The organism is Pseudofrankia coriaricola (assembly GCF_001854805.1).
Lineage (GTDB): Bacteria > Actinomycetota > Actinomycetes > Frankiales > Frankiaceae > Pseudofrankia.
Genome location: NZ_MBLO01000222.1, coordinates 56,419 through 76,729 on the forward strand (window position 1 = coordinate 56,419; position 20,311 = coordinate 76,729).

Below are 20,311 nucleotides of genomic sequence, written 5' to 3' on the forward strand. Positions count from 1 at the left end.
CGGGGCGCCGGGCCGTGCACTCGGCCCGGCGCCCGCCACCCCAGCCGCACCCGTGCCGCCCCCCAGCCCACCGAGGCCGGCACCACCGGAAGGACGTGCATCGTGGCAAGTCCCGACTCCGCGCAGCGCAAGCGCGAGCTGCTCCGCCGCCGGCTGGCCGCCGAGCGGCTGACGCGTGAGGCGACGGGCGGCGCTGGCGGCCGGGCCCGGCGGGAGCCCGGGCGGGGCTACCCGGTCAGCCCGGGGCAGCGACGGATGTGGTTCCTGTCGCGGCTCGACCCGGGCAGCGCCGCGTACACGATCTCGGCCGCCTTCGAGCTGACCGGTCCGCTCGATGCGGAGGCACTGCGCCGCGCCCTGCTCCTTGTCGCGCGCCAGCACGAGATCCTGCGCACGACGTACCAGGTCACACCGGACGGGCACCTGGAGCAGGTATCCCGGGACGACGTCGAACCGGCCTGGCTCAGCGTCGACCTGTCCACCGAGCCCGCCGAGCCCGCCGAGCCCGCCGAGCCCGCCGAGGACCGCGACGGGCGCGCGCGGGAGATCGCCCTGCGCGCGGCCCGGCGCCCGTTCGACCTGACAGCCGAGTCGCCGCTGCGGGTCACCGTCCTGCGGCATGGGCCGCTGCGGCACACGCTCGCGCTCGCCGCCCACCACATCGCCTGGGACGACGCGTCCTGGGACGTCTTCTTCGGCGACCTGCTGGCCGCCTACAGCCGGGGGGACCGCGACCCGGACACGTCCCAGGACGCCGGGGCGGACGGCGCCGTCCAGTTCCTCGACGCGGCCGTGCTGGATGGCGATCCGCCCGTCCGGCCGGAGGGCCTGTCCTACTGGCGGGACCGGCTGCTCCCGCTGGCCGAGCCGGTGCGCCTGCCCGAGCCGACCCCGGACGACCGAGCGGCCGACGCCCTCGCGGCCAGCGGCCTGCCCAGCGCGGCCGCCGCCGGCCGGCGCGACGCGGGCCGGCAGGTTGTCCACCACGCACCAGCGGAGCTCGCCGGCCGGATCCGGACGTTCGCCGCCCTGTACGGCGTGACGCCGTTCATGGTGCTGGTCGCCGGCTACGCCGCCCTGATCCACCGGGTCACCGGCGCGACCGACGTCACCGTCGGCTCGCCCGTCGTCAACCGGGACGCCGCCGCGACCGACGGCGTCATCGGCTACTTCGGCAACACCGTCTGCCTCCGGCTGGCGGTGGCACCGGCCGACACCTTCACCGACCTCCTCGAACAGGCCCGCGAGGCATGCCTGGGTGCCTTCGCCCACGCCGACGTCGACCTGGTCGACGTCGTGCGCGCCGTCAACCCGGACCGCTCCGACGGGGTGTCCAGCCTGTTCAGCACGATGTTCGGCGTCCGCTCGCCGGCCGCCGCCGCGCTGCACCGCCATGACCCCGCCGGCGGCGACCTGCGCGGCGAGCGCCGCCCCCTGCACAACGGCACCGCCCAGTTCCCGCTGATGGTGGTGGCCGAGCTCGGTGGGGACGCGGGCCAGCCCGACTCGCTCGAACTGGAGACGACCTTCCAGCCCGGGACGGTGTCGGCCGCGTTCGCCAGCTCCGTCGGCCCGCGCCTTGCCCGGCTACTGACCCGGGTGGTGGCCGAGCCCGACGCGCCGATCGGCCCGGTGGACCTGCTCGACCAGGCCGAGCGTGACCAGGTCCTGCGCGCCTGGAACGACACTGCCGGGCCCAGCCCGACCGAGCCGTGGGAGGCTCTGTTCGCCGCGCGGGCGGACCGCGACCCCGATCGGCCGGCGCTGGTCACCGCCGGCCGGACGCTGACCTATGGCGAGCTGGCCGCCGCGGCCGACGCGTTCGGCCGCCGGCTGGCCGGCCGAGGAGCCGGACGCGGCTCCGTCGTCGGGATCGCGCTGCCCCGCTCGGTCGACCTGGTCGTCGCGCTGGCAGGCGTCGGCCGCGCCGGCGCCGCCTACCTTCCGATCGGCCCCGACTACCCGGCCGACCGGATCGCGTTCATGATCGAGGACGCGGCCCCGTCGGTCGTGGTGACCACACGCGCCCTCGCCCCGCGGATCCCGGCCGCACCCGGCATGGAACTCGTCCTCATCGACGAGCCCGAGCCCGCGGCCGCGGCGGTCGCCGGACCCTGGCCGCCGGCCGTCGACCCGGACGACCTGGTGTACGTGATCTACACGTCGGGCTCGACCGGCCGGCCCAAGGGCGTCCCGCTCGGCCACCGGTCACTCACGAACTTCCTCTCATCCGTCGCCGACACGGTTGGCATCGGACCGGACGACCGGGTGCTGGCCGCGACCACGCTGACGTTCGACCCGAGCACGCTCGAACTGCTCGCGCCGCTGACGGTCGGCGCCTCGGTCCACCTCGTCGAAGGCGAGGCCGCCCGAGACCCGTCCCAGCTCTCCCGGCTGCTGACCACCGGCGCGGTCACGCTCGCCCAGGCGACCCCGTCGCGGTGGCGGTCCATCCTCGATGCCGCCCCCGAGGCCTACCCGGGGGTGCGCGTCCTGTGCGGCGGCGAACCGATGCCGGCGGGCCTTGCCCGGGAGCTTGCCGCGCGCGCGCAGAGCGTCACCAACCTGTATGGGCCGACCGAGACGGCGGTCTGGGTGACGGTGGGCCCCTGGCACGGCGCCGGCGCCGACGGCGGGCCACCGCCGGTCGGCCGGCTGCTGCGCAACACCCGGGCCTACGTGCTGGACGGCGCGCTCATGCCGGTGCCGCCCGGAGTCGTGGGTGAGCTGTACATCGCCGGGGTCTGCGTCGCCCATGGCTACCTCGCCCGGCCGGAGCTGACCGCGGCCCGCTTCGTCGCGAGCCCCTTCGCGGCCGGCGAGCGGATGTACCGCACCGGCGACCTCGCCCACTGGACCGCGCGGACCTCCCAGATCGCCGGGGGCGATCCGGCAGGGACCCCGGGCGAGCTGGTCGTGGCCGGCCGCTCGGACGACCAGGTCAAGGTGCGCGGCTTCCGGATCGAGCCGGGTGAGATCGAGGCGGTGCTCGAACGCCACCCGGCGGTCGCGCGCTGCGCGGTCGTCGTCCGCGAGGACGGACCTGCCGGGCGCGCGCTGGTGGCGTACGTCGTCCCGGCGGCCGGCGCGGCCCGCGCGGCCCGCGCGGCCGACCGGCTCGAGCCGGCGCCGGCGGGCCAGCCCGCTGAGGCCTCGGACGGGAGGAGCGCGGCGCTCGCGGACCGGCTCCGCGCGCACGCGGCGTCGTTCCTGCCCGGCTACATGGTGCCGGCGGCCTTCGTGACGCTGCCCGCCCTGCCCACCAACACGAGCGGGAAGCTGGACCGCCGCGGCCTGCCCGCCCCCGACTTCGCGGCGGCCCGGCCCGGCCGAGCGCCCACCACCCGCACGGAGACGGTCCTGCGGGACGTCTTCGCGGCCGTGCTCGGCCAGCCCGGCCTCGGCGTCGACGACTCGTTCTTCCATCACGGCGGGGACAGCATCCTGGCCTTCGCCGTCGTCACCCAGGCGGCCGCCGCCGGCGTGCCGGTCGCGCTGGCCGACGTGTTCACCACCCCGACCGGCGCCGGCCTGGCCGCCGCCGCGGACGCGGTGGCCACGGCCGAGCTGACGGCCGCGGCCGGTCCGGTGCCCCCGGCCGAGCCGGAACTCGCCGAGCTGGCGCCCGTCGATCCGGCGGACCTCGCCCGCTGGCGTGACCGGCTGCCCGGGCTGACCGAGGTGTGGCCGCTGTCGCCGTCGCAGGCGGGGATGCTGTTCCACCGCCTCGTCGACGGCGACGACACGCCGGACGTATACGTGATCCAGTTCGTCCTGGACCTGGAGGGCGAGCTCGACCTCGACCGGCTGCGGGCGGCATCGCGGACGCTGACCGCCCGGCACGCCATCCTGCGCGCCGCCGTCCTGGCCGACGGCCGGGCACCGGCCCAGGTGATCCTGGCCCACGCCGAGCCGGAGTGGACCGTCGTCGACCTGTCTGCCTGGCCCGCCGCCGAGCGGGCGGCCGAAGCGGACCGGCTGGTCGCGGACGACCGGGCCGCGCGGTTCGACCTGGCGGCGCCCCCGCTCATCCGCTTCCTGTGGGTCCGCACCGGGCCGGACAGCGCCCGGCTGGCGGTCTGCGCCCACCACGTCATCGTCGACGGCTGGTCGCTGCCTCTCCTGCTGCGCGAGCTGTTCGAGCTGGCCGCCGGCTCCGACGCCAACTCCATCGCCGCCGGCGGCTCTGGCCCCGCCACCGACACGGCGGCGGCCCGCCCGCCGGCCGCCCGCCCCTACGCGGACTACCTGCGCTGGCTGGGTGCCCAGGACCGGGACGCCGCGCGGGCGGCGTGGCGCGCGGAGCTCGCCGGCATTGAGGGACCGACCCTGCTGGCGCCCGGCGCCGGCCACCGCGCCGCCGCGCCGGCCGGGGCAGCCCAGTCGGCGGGCGCCGCCGAGCCGGGCCCGGCGGCCGCCCTCGACCGCGAGGTCGACCTGGAGCTGGCCGACCGGCTCGCCGCGCTCGGCCGCGAGCGGGGCCTGACGCTGAGCACCGTGCTGCGGGCGGCCCACGCGGTGCTGCTCGCGCGGGCGGCCGGCCGCGACGACGTCGTCCTCGGCGCGGTGACCGCCGGTAGGCCGCCGGAGCTGACCGGCGTCGATGCCATGATCGGCCTGTTCGTCACCACCGTCCCGGTCCGGGCCACGGTCACCGCGCAGCGGACGTTCGCCGCGCTCATGGCCGACCTCCAGGCCGCCCAGGGCCGGCTGTTCGCGCACCAGCACCTCGGCCTGGCCGACATCCAGGCGCTGGCCGGCCAGGGGGACCTGTTCGACACCCTGCTCGTGCTCGAGTCCTACCCGTTCGACGCGGTCACGCTGATTCCCGCCGGCGGGCCGCGGCTCGCCGCCGTCGACGGTCACGACGCCACCCACTACGCGCTGACCATCCGGGTGATCCCCGGCGACCGGCTTCGGCTGACCTTCGGCTACCAGCGCGGCGTCCTCGACGACGCGACCGTCGCCGGCCTCGCCGACCGCATGCTCGCGCTGCTCGGCGAGATCGCGGCCGACCCGGACCGGCCGATCGGCGCCGTCGCCGCCCTGCCCCCGGCCGCGTGCGCCCAGGCCGCGCTCACCTCGGCGCCCCGGCGCGGCGACTGGGGCGCCGACGCCACCCTGCCCGACCTGTTCGAGGCCCAGGCCCGCCGGACCCCGGACGCGGTGGCGCTGCGCTGGCGCGAAGAGGAGCTCACCTACGCCGAGCTCGACGCCCGCGCCTCCCGGCTCGCGGGGCTGCTGCGCGGGCGGGGCGTCGGGCCGGAGTCGATCGTGGCGGTCGCGCTGCCCCGGTCGACCGACCTGGTCGTGACCCTGCTGGCGGTGCAGAAGGCCGGCGGCGCCTACCTGCCGGTCGACCCGGACTACCCCGCGGACCGGATCGCGTTCATGCTGCGCGACGCCGCGCCGGTGTGCGCGGTGACCACCGCGGCGACCCGGGTGACGCTGCCGACCCGCACGGGCGTGCCCCTGATCGCGCTGGACGACCCGCTGGTCGTCGCGGCCCTGGCCGAGCAGCCGTCGACCTCGCTTGTGCCTCCGGGGACGGGGGCCGCCGGAGGTGCGAAGGAAGACCATTTTCGCACCTCCTTTGGCCCACCGGGCCCGGACGGGCGCGCACGGGCGGACAGCCTCGCCTACGTCATCTACACCTCCGGCTCGACCGGCCGGCCGAAGGGCACCCTGATCCCGCACCGCAACGTGGTGCGCCTGTTCGCCGACAGCCGGGACCACTTCCACTTCGACGAGTCGGACGTGTGGACGCTGTTCCACTCGGTGTCGTTCGACTTCTCGGTGTGGGAGCTGTGGGGGCCGCTCCTGCACGGTGGCCGACTCGTCGTCGTCGACCACGACGTCTCCCGTTCCCCCGAGCAGTTCCTCGCCCTGCTGCGCCGCGAGTCCGTCACCGTCCTCAACCAGACGCCGTCGGCCTTCGGCGCGCTGATGGCGGCCGAGGCGGCCGCCGGTGGCGGCGGCGATCTCGGCCTCCGCCTGGTCATCTTCGGCGGCGAAGCGCTGGAGGTCGGCCGGCTCGCCCCGTGGTACGAGCGCCACCCGGACGGCGCCCCCGCCCTGGTCAACATGTACGGGATCACCGAGACCACGGTGCACGTCACGTACCTGCGGCTTGGTCAGGCCGACGCCGCGTCCGGGCGGCGCGGCCTGATCGGCGAACCGCTGCGTGGCCTGCGCGCGCGGCTCCTCGACCGCCACCTCGCCCCGGTGCCGCCCGGCGTCGCCGGCGAGATCTACGTCAGTGGCGGCCAGCTCGCCCGCGGCTACCTGGGGCGGTCCGCCCTGACCTCGGCCCGGTTCGTGGCCGACCCGTACGGCGAGCCCGGCGACCGGATGTACCGCACCGGCGACCTGGCCCGGCTGGGCGACGACGGCTCGCTGGAATACCTGGGCCGGGCCGACGACCAGGTCAAGATCCGGGGCTTCCGGATCGAGCCGGGCGAGATCGAGGCCGTCCTCGCCGCCGACGCAGCGGTGGAGCGGGTGGTCGTCGTCGCCCGGGAGGACGGCGCGGACCGGCGCCGGCTCGTCGCCTACGCCGTCCCCCGCGCGGGCCACCACGTCGACGGCGCGGCGCTGCGGGCCCGGGCCGCGGCGGCGCTGCCCGACTTCATGGTCCCGGCGGCGGTCGTCAGCCTGGACGCGCTGCCCCTGACCGGCAACGGGAAGCTCGACCGGGCCGCGCTGCCGGCCCCCGACCTGACCGCCGTGACGTCGGCGCGCCCCGGCGGCACCGACCTGGAGCGCGCGCTGTGCGCGGTGTTCGCCGCCGTGCTCGGCCTCGACCGGGTCGGCGTCGACGATGACTTCCTCGCGCTCGGCGGCGACAGCATCCTCGCGATCCAGCTGGTCAACCGGGCCCGCCGGGAGGGCGTCGAGCTCACCCCGCGCGAGGTCTTCGTCCAGCGGACGCCGGCCGCGCTCGCCGCGCTCGTCGCCGGCCGCGCCGCTGTGCCCGAGCCGCAGCCAGTCCTGGAGACCGAGCCCGCCCGGCCGGCATCGGCCAAGGGGTCCGCCGCCGCGGCGGTCGTCCCGGCCGGGACCTTCGACGCGACGGCCACCGGGATCTTCACCCCGCTGCCGATCGTGGCCCGGCTCGCCGAGTGGGGCGGCGAGATCCGGCGGTTCAACCAGGCGTTCCTGGCCCGGACGCCGGCCGGCACCGACGAGGCCGCGCTGCGGGCCGCGCTCGCCGCGCTGGTCGCGCACCACGACGGCCTGCGTTCCCGGCTGCTGCGGCCCGCGCCTGGCGTGTGGCTGCTCCAGATCGACCCGGCGGCACCCACGGCTGGTGACGGGGCCACCGCTGGTGACGGGGCCGCGGCAGGCACGGCATCGGCAGGCACGGCAGCGGGGGACACGACGGCCGGCGACGGGGCGGCGGACGCCGGCCTGCTGACCCGGATCGACGTCGCCGGGCTCGACCCGACCGCGCTGCGCGCCGTCATCACCGCCGCCTCTGGCTCGGCCGCCGGGCGCCTCGACCCGGACGCCGGGGTGATGCTCCGCGCGGTCTGGCTCGACGCCGGCCCCGGCGAGCCCGGCCGGCTGGTGCTCGTCGCCCATCACCTCGTCATCGACGGCGTGTCGTGGCGGATCCTGCTCGCGGACCTGGAGGCCGCGTACGTCACGGCCCGGTCCGGCGGCCGGCCCTGGCTCGACCCGGTGGCCACCTCGCTGCGCGCGTTCAGCCAGGTCCTCGGCGAGCAGGCGGCCGCGCCGGCCCGGCTCGGCGAGCTGGCCCACTGGCTGGCGACGCTCGCGCCGGGCGGGCGACCGTTCGCCGAACCGGCGAGGCCGGTCACCGTTTCCGGTGGCCTGGCCGAGCCCCAGCCAGGGCCCGGCGCCGTCGGCACAATCGCCGACACCGCGAGCCTGGTCGTCAAGCTGCCACCGGCCGCCACGGCCGCCCTGCTCACCGGCGTTCCCGTCGCGACGGGCGCCGAGGTCACCGACGTGCTGTTGGCCGGGCTGCGGCTGGCTGTCCCGGCCCGGCAGGCGGACGGCCAGCCCGGCGGCAGGCCGGCCGGCGCCGATGACGCCGCCGGTGAGGTCGATGGCGACCTTCTCGTCGACCTCGAACGCCACGGCCGCGAGGAGATCGTCTCCGGGGTGGACCTCGCCAGGACCGTTGGCTGGTTCACCAGCATCGCGCCGGTCAGGCTGGCGCCGGCCCGGGCGGAGGCGCGCGCGACGCTCGCCGACGTGACGGCGCGGCTGCGGGCCGCGCCCGATGGCGGCATCGGCTTCGGCATGCTGCGCTACGCCAGCCCACTGGCCGGCCCGGCGCTCGCCCGCGCCGGGCGGGCCCAGGTGCTGTTCAACTACCTGGGCCGGTTCGGCGCCGACCGCCGGGCCGACTGGGGGCCGGCCGAGGAGTTCGACGCGCTCGCCGCCAGGCCTGACCCCGGCCTGGGCGTGGGCTACCCGCTGACCGTCGACGCGGTCTGCGTCGAGACCGCCGACGGGCCGGCGCTGCGCGCGACGTTCACCTACCTGACGACGGTGCTCGCGGCGGATGAGACGGCGCGCATCGCCGACGGCTTCCTCGACGCCCTGCGTGAGCTGGCCGCGCTCGCGCCGGCCGCCGCCACCACCACCGCCGCCGCCACCACCGCCGCCACCACCGCCACCACCGCCGCCGCCGCCACCGCCGCCGCCACCACCGCCGCGACGGCGACGGCTCAGCCGCCGGTCGAGCTGCTCGCGCTCTCGGCGCAGGAGTCGGCTCGGATCGCGGGCGCGTTCCCGGCGGCGGTCGAGGACGTCTGGCCGCTCTCGCCGCTGCAGGAGGGCCTGTACTTCCACTCGGCCCTCGACCAGACCAGCGACGCCTACACCGCCCAGTTCACGTTCGACTTCGACCACCGGCTCGACGTGGAGCGGCTGCGCCGAGCCTGCCAGGCGCTCATGGCCCGTACCCCGACCCTGCGCGCGGGCTTCCTCAGCGACGGCCTGCCTCGCCCGGTGCAGGTCATCGCGCGCGAGCTGCCCGCGCCGGTCGACGAGGTCGACCTGTCCGGCCTGCCCGAGCCCGAGCGGGCAGCCGAGGCCGAGCGGATCGCCGCGGCCGACCGGGCCCGCCCGTTCGACGTCGCCCGGCCGCCGCTGTTCCGCCTGACCTTGATCCACCTGGCCGAGGGGCGCGACCGGCTCGTCGTCAACCGCCAGGTGCTGCTGTGGGACGGCTGGTCCGGCGCCCTGTTCGTCGAGGGCCTGCTTGACCTCTACGCCGCGGGCGGGGACCCGTCGCGCCCGGCGCCGCCCGCGCCGCGCGGCTCGTACCGGGACTACCTGGTGTGGCTGCGCCAGCGGGACACGGCCGCCTCCGAGAAGGCCTGGCGCTCGGCGCTCGCCGACCTGGAGGGCCCGACGCTGGTGGTACCGGCGGCGCGGGGCCTGCAGCCGGTCGCGCCGGCCCGGATCACCGCCGAGCTGCCCGAGGCGACGGCGAGCGCGGCGCGGGCGGCCGTCCGCGCCCATGGCGTCACCCTGAACACGGTCTTCAACGCCGCGCTCGCGCTGGTGCTGGCGACCGCGACCGGGACGGACGACGTCGTGTTCGGCACGACCGTCGCGGGCCGCCCGACGGAGCTCGACGGGATCGACGAGGTCGTCGGGCTGTTCCTGAACACCGTTCCGGTCCGGATCCGGCTCGACCCGCGCGAGACCGTCGGCGAGCTGCTGCGCCGGCTCACGGGGCAGCGGCTGGACCTGCTGGACCACGAGTACCTCGGCCTCGGCGACATCCAGCGGGCCAGCGGCCACCCGGTGCTGTTCGACACCCTCTACGTCCTGCAGAACTTCATCGACGAGGTGGCGAACGACCAGACGAGTGCCCGCCACGGGATCATCGGGGGCGGCAGCCTCGACCACACCCACTACCCGCTCACGTTCGTCCTGTTCCCGGGGGCGCGGATCACGGCGCGGCTGGAGTACCGCGCGGACGTGGTCGCGCCGGAGGCGGCCGAGGGACTGTTCGCCCGCCTCATGGCGACGATCGACGCGCTGGTCGGCGAGGTCGACGCGCCGGTCGGCTCCCTCGACCTGCTGCTGCCCGCCGAGCGGGCAAGGCTCGCGGTCGGGGCGGCGCCGGCGCTGCCGATCGGCGGCCAGACCGTCTCCGACCTGCTCGCCGAGCGGGCCGGCGACCTCGGCGACCAGGTCGCGCTGGTCCTCGGCGCCCAGCGGCTGACCTACCGCGAGCTCGACGACCGGGCGAACCGGCTGGCCCGGCTCCTGATCGCCCGCGGCGCCGGCCCGGAGATCGTGGTGGCCCTGGGGATCGGCCGGACGGTGGACATGGTCGTCGCCCTGTTCGCCGTCCTGCGCACCGGCGCCGCCTACCTGCCACTCGAGCTGGACCATCCGCCCGCCCGCCTGCTCGAGATGGTGGCCGACGCGGGGGCTGAGCTGGTGGTGACCACCCAGGCCGCCGGCAGCTACCTCACCGGCGGGACGGACGCTCCCAGCACGGACGCTCCCAGCACGGACGCTCCCGGCACGAACGCTCCCGGCACGGTCGTGGCCGGCACGGTCGCGCCGGCCGATGGCCCGGACCGGGTCGTTCCGGCCTGGCTGGTGCTCGACGACGAGGCCGTCGCGGCCGAGCTCGCCGCGACCGCCCCCGGCACGCTGTCGGACGCCGAGCTCGGCGCCTTCGCCCGCGGCCGCGCGGACCGGCTCGACCACCCCGCCTACGTGATCTACACGTCGGGCTCGACCGGCCGGCCCAAGGGCGTCGTCACGCCCTACCGCGGCCTGACGAACATGTGGCTCAACCACCGGGACGAGATCTTCGGCCCGACCGTGGCCGCGGCCCGGGGTTCCTGCCGGATCGGCGAAGCCGATCTGGGAGGTCGTGGCCGGCGTCTGCGGATCGCGCACACCGTCTCGTTCGCGTTCGACATGTCCTGGGAGGAGCTCCTCTGGCTCGTCGAGGGCCACGAGGTGCACATCTGCGACGAGGACCTGCGCCGCGACGCCGAGGGCCTCGTCGCCTACTGCGACCGCCACCGGATCGACGTCGTCAACGTCACGCCCACCTACGCGGCCCACCTGTTCGAGTCCGGGCTGCTGGACCGGACCGACGAGCCCGCCGCCGGCGAGGCGGGGTCGGGCTCCGGCGCGACGCCGGACCGGGAGGGCGCCCCGGCGAACGGGTACCGTCACCGGCCGCCCCTGGTCATGCTCGGCGGCGAGGCCGTGCCCGACTCGGTCTGGAACCGGCTGCGCGACACCCACGGGACGGCCGGCTACAACCTCTACGGGCCGACCGAGTACACGATCAACACCCTCGGTGCCGCCACCGCCGACAGCCGGACCCCGACCGTCGGCCGGCCGATCCGCAACACCTCGGTCTACGTGCTCGACCGCTGGCTGCGCCCGGTCCCGGACGGCGTCCCCGGCGAGCTGTACATCGCCGGCGAGGGCCTCGCCCGCGGCTACCTGAACCAGTTCGGCCTGACCGCGACCCGGTTCGTCGCCGACCCGGCCCGTCCGGGCGGCCGGATGTACCGCACGGGCGACCTGGTGACGCGCCGGGCCGGCGACGGCAACCTCGACTTCCTGGGCCGCACCGACGACCAGGTCAAGATCCGCGGCCACCGGATCGAGCTCGGCGAGGTCACCGCCGCCGTCGACGGCCACGAGGCGGTCAGCCAGTCGGCCGTGATCGCGGCCGACGACCCGGCGACACCGGGCGCGAAGCGGCTTGTCGCCTACGTGGTGCCGGCCGAGCGGTCGGCGGCCGACCGGGCCGCGATCGAGGCCGAACAGGTCGGTGAGTGGCGCCAGGTCTATACCGACGAGTACGAGCGGATCCCGACCGCGCTGCGCGCGGAGAGCTTCGACGGCTGGGACTCCAGCCACGACGGCCAGCCGATCCCGCTGGAGCACATGCGGGAGTGGCGGGCGAGGACCGTCGACCGGATCCGGGCGCTCGCGCCCCGCCGGTTGCTGGAGATCGGTGTCGGCACCGGCCTGCTGCTCGGGCAGCTCGCGCCCGGGTGCGAGCAGTACTGGGGCACGGACTTCGCCGCCCCCGTCATCGCGAAGCTGCGCGCCGAGCTCGCCGCCGACCCGGCCCGCTTCGGCCAGGTCGAGCTGCGCCACCAGCCGGCCCACGTGACCGACGGGCTGCCCGCGGCCTTCTTCGACACGATCGTCATCAACTCGGTGGTCCAGTACTTCCCGGGCGCCGACTACCTGCGGTCGGTGCTGCGCGGCGCGCTCGACCTGCTCGCCCCCGGGGGCTCGCTGTTCGTCGGCGACGTGCGGGACCTGGGCCGGCTGCGCGTGTTCCACAGCGCGATCGAGCTCGCCCGCTCCGGCCACGCGCCCGCCGCCACCGCGCCTGTGCGGCCCGGCCCCGACCCGGCCCGGCTCGCGGCGGCCGTCGACCGGCGGGTCCTGCTGGAGAAGGAGCTGGTGGTCGCGCCGGCGTTCTTCGCCGACGTGGCCCAAGTCGCCGATCTTGAGGTGTGCGTGCGGGTCCGGCGGGGACGCCACCGCGACGAGCTCACCCAGCACCGCTACGACGTCGTGCTGCGCCACCCCGGCCCGGCGGACACCGGCACCGGGCCGGCCACCGCCTCACCCGGCGCTGAGCCGGACCCGTTCGTCACGGCCTGGGGCGTCGACGTGCACAGCCTGGACGAGTTCGGCGCCTTCGTGCGCGCCCGCGGACCGGAGCGGATCCGCCTCACCGCGATCCCGGACGCCCGCGTCGCCGCCGACGTCGCCGCGGCGGGGCTCGACCCGGTTGGCCGGGCGGGCTCGGCGGACGCCGAGGCCGGCGCCGTCGATCCGCATGACGTGTACGCGCTGGCCGACGCCCTGGGCTACGAGGCAGCCGTGACGCCTCGCCCCGACGACGCCGGACGGCTAGACGCCGTGCTCGTGCGCGGCTCGGGGCCGGCGGCCCTCCCGGTGACCCGGCCGGCCGCGGACCCGGCCGGCCGGCCGCACCCGGGGGCGGCGCTGACGAACGACCCGACGGCGGCCCGCGCCGCCGGCGCGCTCGTCGGCCGCCTGCGCGCCGACCTGGCCACCGTCCTCCCGGACTACCTCGTCCCGTCGGCGTTCGTGCCGCTGCCGGCCATTCCCCGCAACGCCAACGGCAAGCTCGACCTGGCGGCCCTGCCGCCGGCCGAGGCGGCCGCGGCGCCGCGTTCGGGCCGGGCGCCGGCCACCCCCGTCGAACGGACCCTGGCGGAGCTGTTCGCCGACGTCCTCGGCCTGCCCGAGGTGGGGGCGGACGACGACTTCTTCGCGCTCGGCGGCCACTCCCTGCTCGCGACCCGGGTGGTCAGCCGGGCCCGGGCTGCGCTCGACGCGGAGCTCGCCATCCGGGACCTGTTCGACGCGCCGACGGTCGAGGCGCTGGCGGCGAAGGTAGCCAGCCGCACCGTGGCCAAGCGCCCGCCGCTGGTCCCGGCGCGGCGCCCCGAGCGGATCCCGCTCTCGCCGGCGCAGCGGCGCCTCTGGCTCGTCGAGGCGCTGGCCGGCGGCACCAACGCCTACAACTACCCGCTCGCGTTCCGGACGGGCGCCCGCCTCGACATCGCCGCGCTGCGCGCCGCCGTGACTGACCTCCTCAGTCGGCACGAGGCCCTGCGCACGGTGATCGACGTCGTCGACGGCGAGCCCTACCAGCGGATCCTCGACTCGGCCGACGCGAACCTCGGGGTCGAGGTGCTCAGGTGCGCCCCGGACGAGGTGACTGGCTGGATCACCCGGGCCGCGGCGCGCCGGTTCGACCTGACCCGCGAGGCGCCGCTGCGGATGGCCCTGCTGCGCTGCCCGGACGCCGACGTGCTGGTGGCCGTCCTGCACCACATCGCGACGGACGAGTGGTCGGACCGCCCGTTCCTGCTTGACCTGGACGCCGCCTACGCCGCGAGGCTGGCCGGGCACGCGCCGGACTGGGAGCCGCTGCCGGTCCAGTACGCCGACTACACGCTCTGGCAGCGCGACCTGCTGGGTGAGCCCGGCGACGAGGACAGCCTGGCCACCAGGCAGCTCTCCTTCTGGCTGGAGGCACTGCGCGGCCTGCCGGAGGAGATCCCGCTGCCGCTGGACCGGCCGCGCCCGGATGCCCGGGACGGTGCGTCCGCGAGGGTGGCCCGCGTCCTGACCGCACCGGTGGCGACCGGGCTGCGCGCCCTGTGCGCGGCCACCGGGACGAGCATGTCGATGCTCGCCCACGCGGCCATCGCGACCCTGCTGCACCGGCTGGGCTCCGGCGACGACATCCCGATCGGCGTGCCCATCGCCGGCCGGACCGACGCCGCCCTCGACCGCCTCGTCGGATTCTTCGTGAACACACTGGTGATCCGGTCCGATCTGACCGGCGACCCGACCTTCCGGGACCTGCTGGGCCGGACCCGCCAGACCGACCTGGCCGCCTTCGACCACCAGGACCTCCCGTTCGAGGAGGTGGTCGCGGCGGTCAACCCGCGCCGCGCGCCCGGCGTCAACCCGCTGTTCCAGGTGATGGCCGGCTACCACCACCTGGCCGACGACGACCGGGAGCTGCTCGGGGCGCCGGTGGCCTGGATCAGCCCCGAGGCCGGGACGGCCAAGTTCGACCTGGACGTGACGTTCGTCGACCGGTTCGCCCAGGGCGAGATCACGGCGCTGGTCGAGTTCGCCACCGACGTGCTCGACCCGGACAGCGGCGCCCGGCTGGCCGACCGGCTGGTCCGGCTGCTCGCCGAGATCGTCCGCGGCCCGGACCTGCCGGTCAGCCGGCTGGAGATCGTCGACGAGGCTGAGCGCGCGGCCGCCCTGCGCGTGTCCCGTGGCCCGGTGCGGGCGCTGCCCGGCCTGAATGCCGACGCCGGTGCCGATGTCGGTGCCGCCGAGGCGGGGACGACGGTGCCGGACCTGCTTGCCCGGGCCGTCGCCGTGTATCCCGACCGGGTCGCGCTGGTCACCGCCGAGGGCCGGACGACCTTCGCGGAGCTGGGGAGAGAGGCCGACCGGATCGCCGGCGTGGTGTCCCGCCTGGGCGCCCGCCCCGAGGCGGTGGTGGCGCTCGCGCTGCCTCGCGCGCTGATGGTCCCCGCGATCTTCGGCGTGCTGGCGGCGGGCGCGAGCTACCTGCCGATCGACGTCGAGGCGCCGGCGGACCGGCTGGCGTTCCTGCTGGCCGACGCGGCGCCGGCGGCCGTCCTCACGACCAGGGCCTTCGCGAGGCTGCTGCCCGCTGTCCCGGCCGCTGTCATCCCGCTCGACGTCCCGCTGCCCGACGCCTCGCCGCTCGACGGCCGGACGCTCGACGCCGCGCCGTCCGACGGCCCGGATCGTGACGCCGCCCTTCCCGACGGCGCGTCCGAGTCGGCCCGCCGGCCGGCGGCGCGCCGGCGCCGGCCCGACCCGGCCGGCGCGGCCAGCGTGATCTACACCTCGGGGTCGACCGGCGTCCCCAAGGCGGTCGTCGGCACCCACCGGGGCCTGGTCAACCTCTTCGCCTCGCACGCGGTCGACCTCATCGCGCCGGCCGAGCGTGCCGCCGGTCCCGGTCGGGGCGCCCGGCGTGTCCTGCACGCGGCCTCGTTCAGCTTCGACGGCTCCTGGGAGCCGCTGCTGTGGCTGCTGGCCGGGCACGAGACGCATGTCGTCGACGAGCGGGTCGCGCGGGACGCGGCCGCCCTCGTCGACTACATCGAGCGGACCCGGATCGACGTGCTCGACCTGACCCCGACCTACCTCCAGGAGCTGGTCAAGAACGGCTTCCTGCGGCCGGCGGGCCACCGGCCGGGCGTGCTCCTGGTCGGCGGCGAGGCCACCCCGCCGGCGCTGTGGGAGCGGCTCTGCTCGCTGCCCGGGATGGTGGCCCACGACCTGTACGGGCCGACCGAGTTCTCGGTCGACGCCTACGGCTGGCACAGCGCGGGTGGCGTCCCACGGCCGGCGGCCGACAGCGCGGACTCGGCGGCCGAGGCCGGCGCTGGTTGGGCCGCGCCCATCGGGAACACCGGCGCGTACCTCCTGGACGCCGCGCTGCGGCCCGTTCCCGACGGGGTGGCGGGCGAGCTGTACCTGTCCGGTCCCGGGCTCGCCCGGGGCTACCTGCGCCGCGCGGGCCTGACGGCGGGCCGTTTCGTCGCCGGCCCGTTCGGCGCGGCGGGGGAGCGCATGTACCGCACCGGGGACCTGGCGCGCCGCCGGCCCGACGGCTCGCTCGCGTTCCTCGGGCGCGCCGACGACCAGATCAAGCTGCGCGGGTTCCGGATCGAGCTCGGCGAGATCGAGCGGGCGCTGGAGGCGGCGCCGGGTGTTGCCCAGGCGGCGGTCTGGTTCCGCCCGGACGCCCCGCCCGCTCTCCAGCTCGTCGCCTACCTGGTGCCAGCCGCCGTCGCCGCCGTCGCCGTCGCCACTGCCGCCACTGCCGCCACTGCCGACGCGGCCGGGCCGGGCGCGTCCGGCGCGACGGCCGGGTCGGACCCGGTCGAGGCCGCCCGCGCGCACGCGGCCCGGGTGCTGCCGGCGTACATGGTGCCCCAGGCGTTCGTCGCGCTGGACCGGCTGCCCCGCACGGTCAACGGCAAGCTGGACCGGGCCGCGCTGCCTGAGCCGACAGCGCCCGCGCCGGCCGGCGGCCGCCGGCCCCGCGACGCGCGCGAGGAACTGCTCGCCGAGCGGTTCGCCGCCGTGCTGGGCGCCCGGCGGGTCGGGACCGACGCCGACTTCTTCGCCCTCGGCGGCCACTCGCTGCTCGTCATGCGGCTGTGCGCCGCGATCCGGTCGACGTTCGGCGTGGAGATCACGCCGCGCGCGGTCTTCGAGGACCCGACGGTCGCCCGGCTCGCGCGGCGGATGGACCAGGCCGGCGCCGCCCGTCCGGCCGTCGGCCGCGCGCGGCGCCCGGTGAACCCGCCGCTGTCGTTCGCGCAGCAGCGCCTGTGGGTGCTGGCGCAGGTGGAGGGCCCCAGCTCGACGTACAACATCCCGATCACCTGGCGGCTGACCGGGCCGCTGGACCTGGCCGCGCTGCGCGCGGCGGTGGACGACGTCGTCGCCAGGCACGAGGCGCTGCGGACCGTCTTCCCCGCGCCCGGTGGCGAGCCGGTCCAGTGGATCCTCGACCCGGCCGACACGGAGATCCCGTTCGACGTCGTCGAGTGGGCGTCCGTGGCCGGGGGCGGCGGCGGCCGGCCCGTGCCGGAACCGGGCGACCCGGTGCTGGCGGACGTCCTCGCCGAGGCCGCGGCCTACGCGTTCGACCTGGAGCGCGAACCACCGATGCGGGTGACCGTCGTCCGGTGCTCGCCCGAGCTGCACATCGCGCTGTTCCTGATCCACCACATCGCCGCTGACGAGGGCTCCGACCGGCCGCTGGCCCGCGACCTGTCCGCCGCGTACCGGGCGCGGGCCGCCGGCGCCGCGCCGGACTGGGCGCCGCTGCCCGTCCAGTACGTCGACTACACGCTGTGGCAGCGGGAGCTGCTCGGCGATGAGGCCGACGCGACGAGCCCCGCCGCCACGTCGCGGGAGTTCTGGCGCCGCCAGCTCGCCGGCCTGCCGGCCGGGCTGGCGCTGCCGACCGACCGGCCGCGCCCGGACGAGCCGACCCACACCGGCGGGATCGTCGAGCTGTCGATCGACGCCGAGCACGTCGCCGCGCTGCGCGCCGTCGGCCGAGCCCACAACGCCAGCCTTTTCATGGTGCTGCGGGCCGTCGTCGCGACCCTGCTGCACCGGTTGGGCGCGGGCGACGACATCCCGATCGGCAGCCCGGTCTCCGGCCGGGTCGACGACACTCTCGACGACCTCGTCGGCTTCTTCCTCAACACGGTCGTCCTGCGGACCGACCTGTCGGGCGACCCGACGTTCGGCGAGCTGCTGGGGCGGGTCCGCGACAGCGACCTCGCCGCCTTCGACCACCAGGAGCTGCCGTTCGACCGGGTCGTGGACGCCGTCAACCCGCCACGGCTGCTGGCCCGTCACCCGCTGTTCCAGGTCATGATCGTGTACCTGGCGGCGTCCGACGCCGTCGGCGAGCTGGCCTTCGACGGCGTGGGCGCCCGCCCCGAACCGGTGCGGACCGCGAGCGCCAAGTTCGACCTGTCCTTCGACTTCCTCGAACGGACCGGCGCCGACGGCGGCCTGGTCGTCGGCGTCCGCTACAGCGACGACCTGTTCGACCGCGCCAGCGCCGACCGGCTCGGCGAGCGGCTGCTGCACGTTCTCGCCGCGGTCGCCGCGGACCAGCCGGCACCGGTCAGCGCGTTGGACGTCGGCGGCGAGGTCGAGCGCGCGTTGGCGGTGAGGAAATTCGAGGAGGCGGCGCCGATTTCCGCGCGGACCGCCCGGCCGGTGGCGGGGCGCGTGCCCTCGAACGAGATCGAGGCGACGCTGGTCGCCGCGTTCGCCGCGGTGCTCAAGGTCGACGAGGTCGGCGTCGACGACGACTTCTTCGCCCTCGGGGGCGACAGCATCGTCGCGATGCGGCTGGTCAACCGGATCCGCGCCGCCGGCCTCACCGTGACCCCGCGGCTGCTGTTCGGCCACCGCACCCCCGAGACGCTCGCCACCGTCGTCACCCGCCGCGCGCCGTCGCGGTCCACCGCCGCTGCTGGCGGGCAGACCGGGCAGGCGGCCGGTGGCACGGCCGAGGCGGGCCCCGAGCCCGCCGAGGTCGTCGTCGCCCCGCCGACGCCCGCGCTGCAGGCGGTGCGCGGCCGCGGCACCGAGACGGACGGGCGCCTCGCGTTCGCGTCCTTCTCCTCGCCGGTGCTGCTGCGCACCCCCGCCGGTCTCGACCTGGCGACGCTGGTCGCGGCGATCACGACGGTCGTCGACCACCACGACGTCCTGCGGGCCCGTCTCGTCCGCTCGGACTCCGCCAGGCCGCTCCCGGACGGCGCGGCGGCGACGGGCGCCGACGGCGGTCCCGCCTGGTCGCTGGCGGTCGCGCCGCGCGGCGGCGTCGAGGTCGGGCGCTGGGTCCGCCGGGTCGACGCGGCCGACCTCGCCGCGGGGGAGGGCTTCGACGGCGCGGGCGGGCATGCGCTGGTCGCCGGGCTCGCGGCGGCGGCGAACGCCGAGCTCGATCCGGACGACGGGCAGACCATGCGCTGCGTCTGGCTGGACGCGGGCGGCTCCCGTCCCGGCCGGCTGCTGCTGATCATTCACCACGCGCTGATCGACGGCGTCTCCTGGCCGGTCGTGCTGGAGGACCTCGCGGCCGCGGCGAACGCGCTGGCGGCGGGCGGGCGGCCCCGGCTCGCGCCCGTCCCGGTCTCGTTCACCGACTGGGCGCGCCGCCTCGACGAACGGGCGCGCGCGGCGGAGACGGACCAGCGGCTGCCTTTCTGGTCGGGCCTGCTCGACCGCGCCACGCCCGTGGTGTGGACGGCGCACCCGGCCGGACCGGCCGACTCGGCGGGCCCGCGGGACCCGGCCGGTCAGGCGGACCCCGTCGGTCAGCAGGACGCGGCCGGTCAGGCGAACACGGCCGGTCAGGCGAACGCCGTCGGCGTGGCCGGTCGGGGCGGCGACGACCAGGCGGCGGCGCTCACGGTGAGCCTGCCGCCGGAGCGGGCGGCGCCCATGCTGTCGACGGTTCCCGCCGCGTTCGGGGTCGGTGTCGACGAGCTCCTGCTCGCGGCGCTGTCCCTGGCCGTGGCCGACCAGACCCAGCCGGACCGCGCCGGCTCGTCGGCGATGGTCGCCGTGGTGCAGGCCCACGGCCGGCAGGAGCAGGTCGTCGACGACCTGGACCTGTCCCGGACGGTCGGCTGGCTCGCCGAGATCTTCCCGTTCCTGCTCGAGCGCGCCCCCGACGACGGCGCCGTCTTCGGTGACCGTTCCGTGGACGCCACGGTGGCGCGGGTGCACGCGCTCATGGGTCAGATCCCCGACGGCGGAACCGACTACAGCATGCTGCGCTACCTCAACCCGCGGACCGCGCCGGTCCTCGCGGCGACGCCGCTGCCCACGGTCTACCTGAACTACGTGGGCCGGCTGACGCGGGGCGAGGTCGCGGACTGGTCGGTCGCCGCCGAGGACGAGGAGCTGTTCGCCGACTGGAACGCGGACCAGCCCGACCCGTTCCCGCTCAGCCTGATCGTCCGGGCCGTCGACGGCCCGGACGGCCCGGAGCTCGGCGCGCGGTGGTCCGTGGGACCGGACGGTCCGCCGGCGGGGGTCCTGCGCGGCCTCGCGGCCTCGTGGACGCGGGCGCTCGACGCCCTCTCGGCCCGCGCCACGCGCCTGGGGGAGCCTGCATCCTCGGCATCCGTCTCAGACAGCGCCAGCTGAGCCGCCCCGACCAAGCCATTCC

1 protein-coding gene is annotated in these 20,311 nt (G+C 76.8%); it reads left to right on the forward strand.

Going from position 1 to position 20,311, the window contains the following annotated elements; translation table 11 throughout:
* Positions 1-102: 102 nt before the first annotated feature.
* A complete protein-coding gene (locus BCD48_RS26785; protein ID WP_071051139.1) occupies positions 103-20,289 on the forward strand; it encodes a non-ribosomal peptide synthetase in 20,187 nt (6,728 codons plus the stop codon).
* Positions 20,290-20,311: the final 22 nt, after the last annotated feature.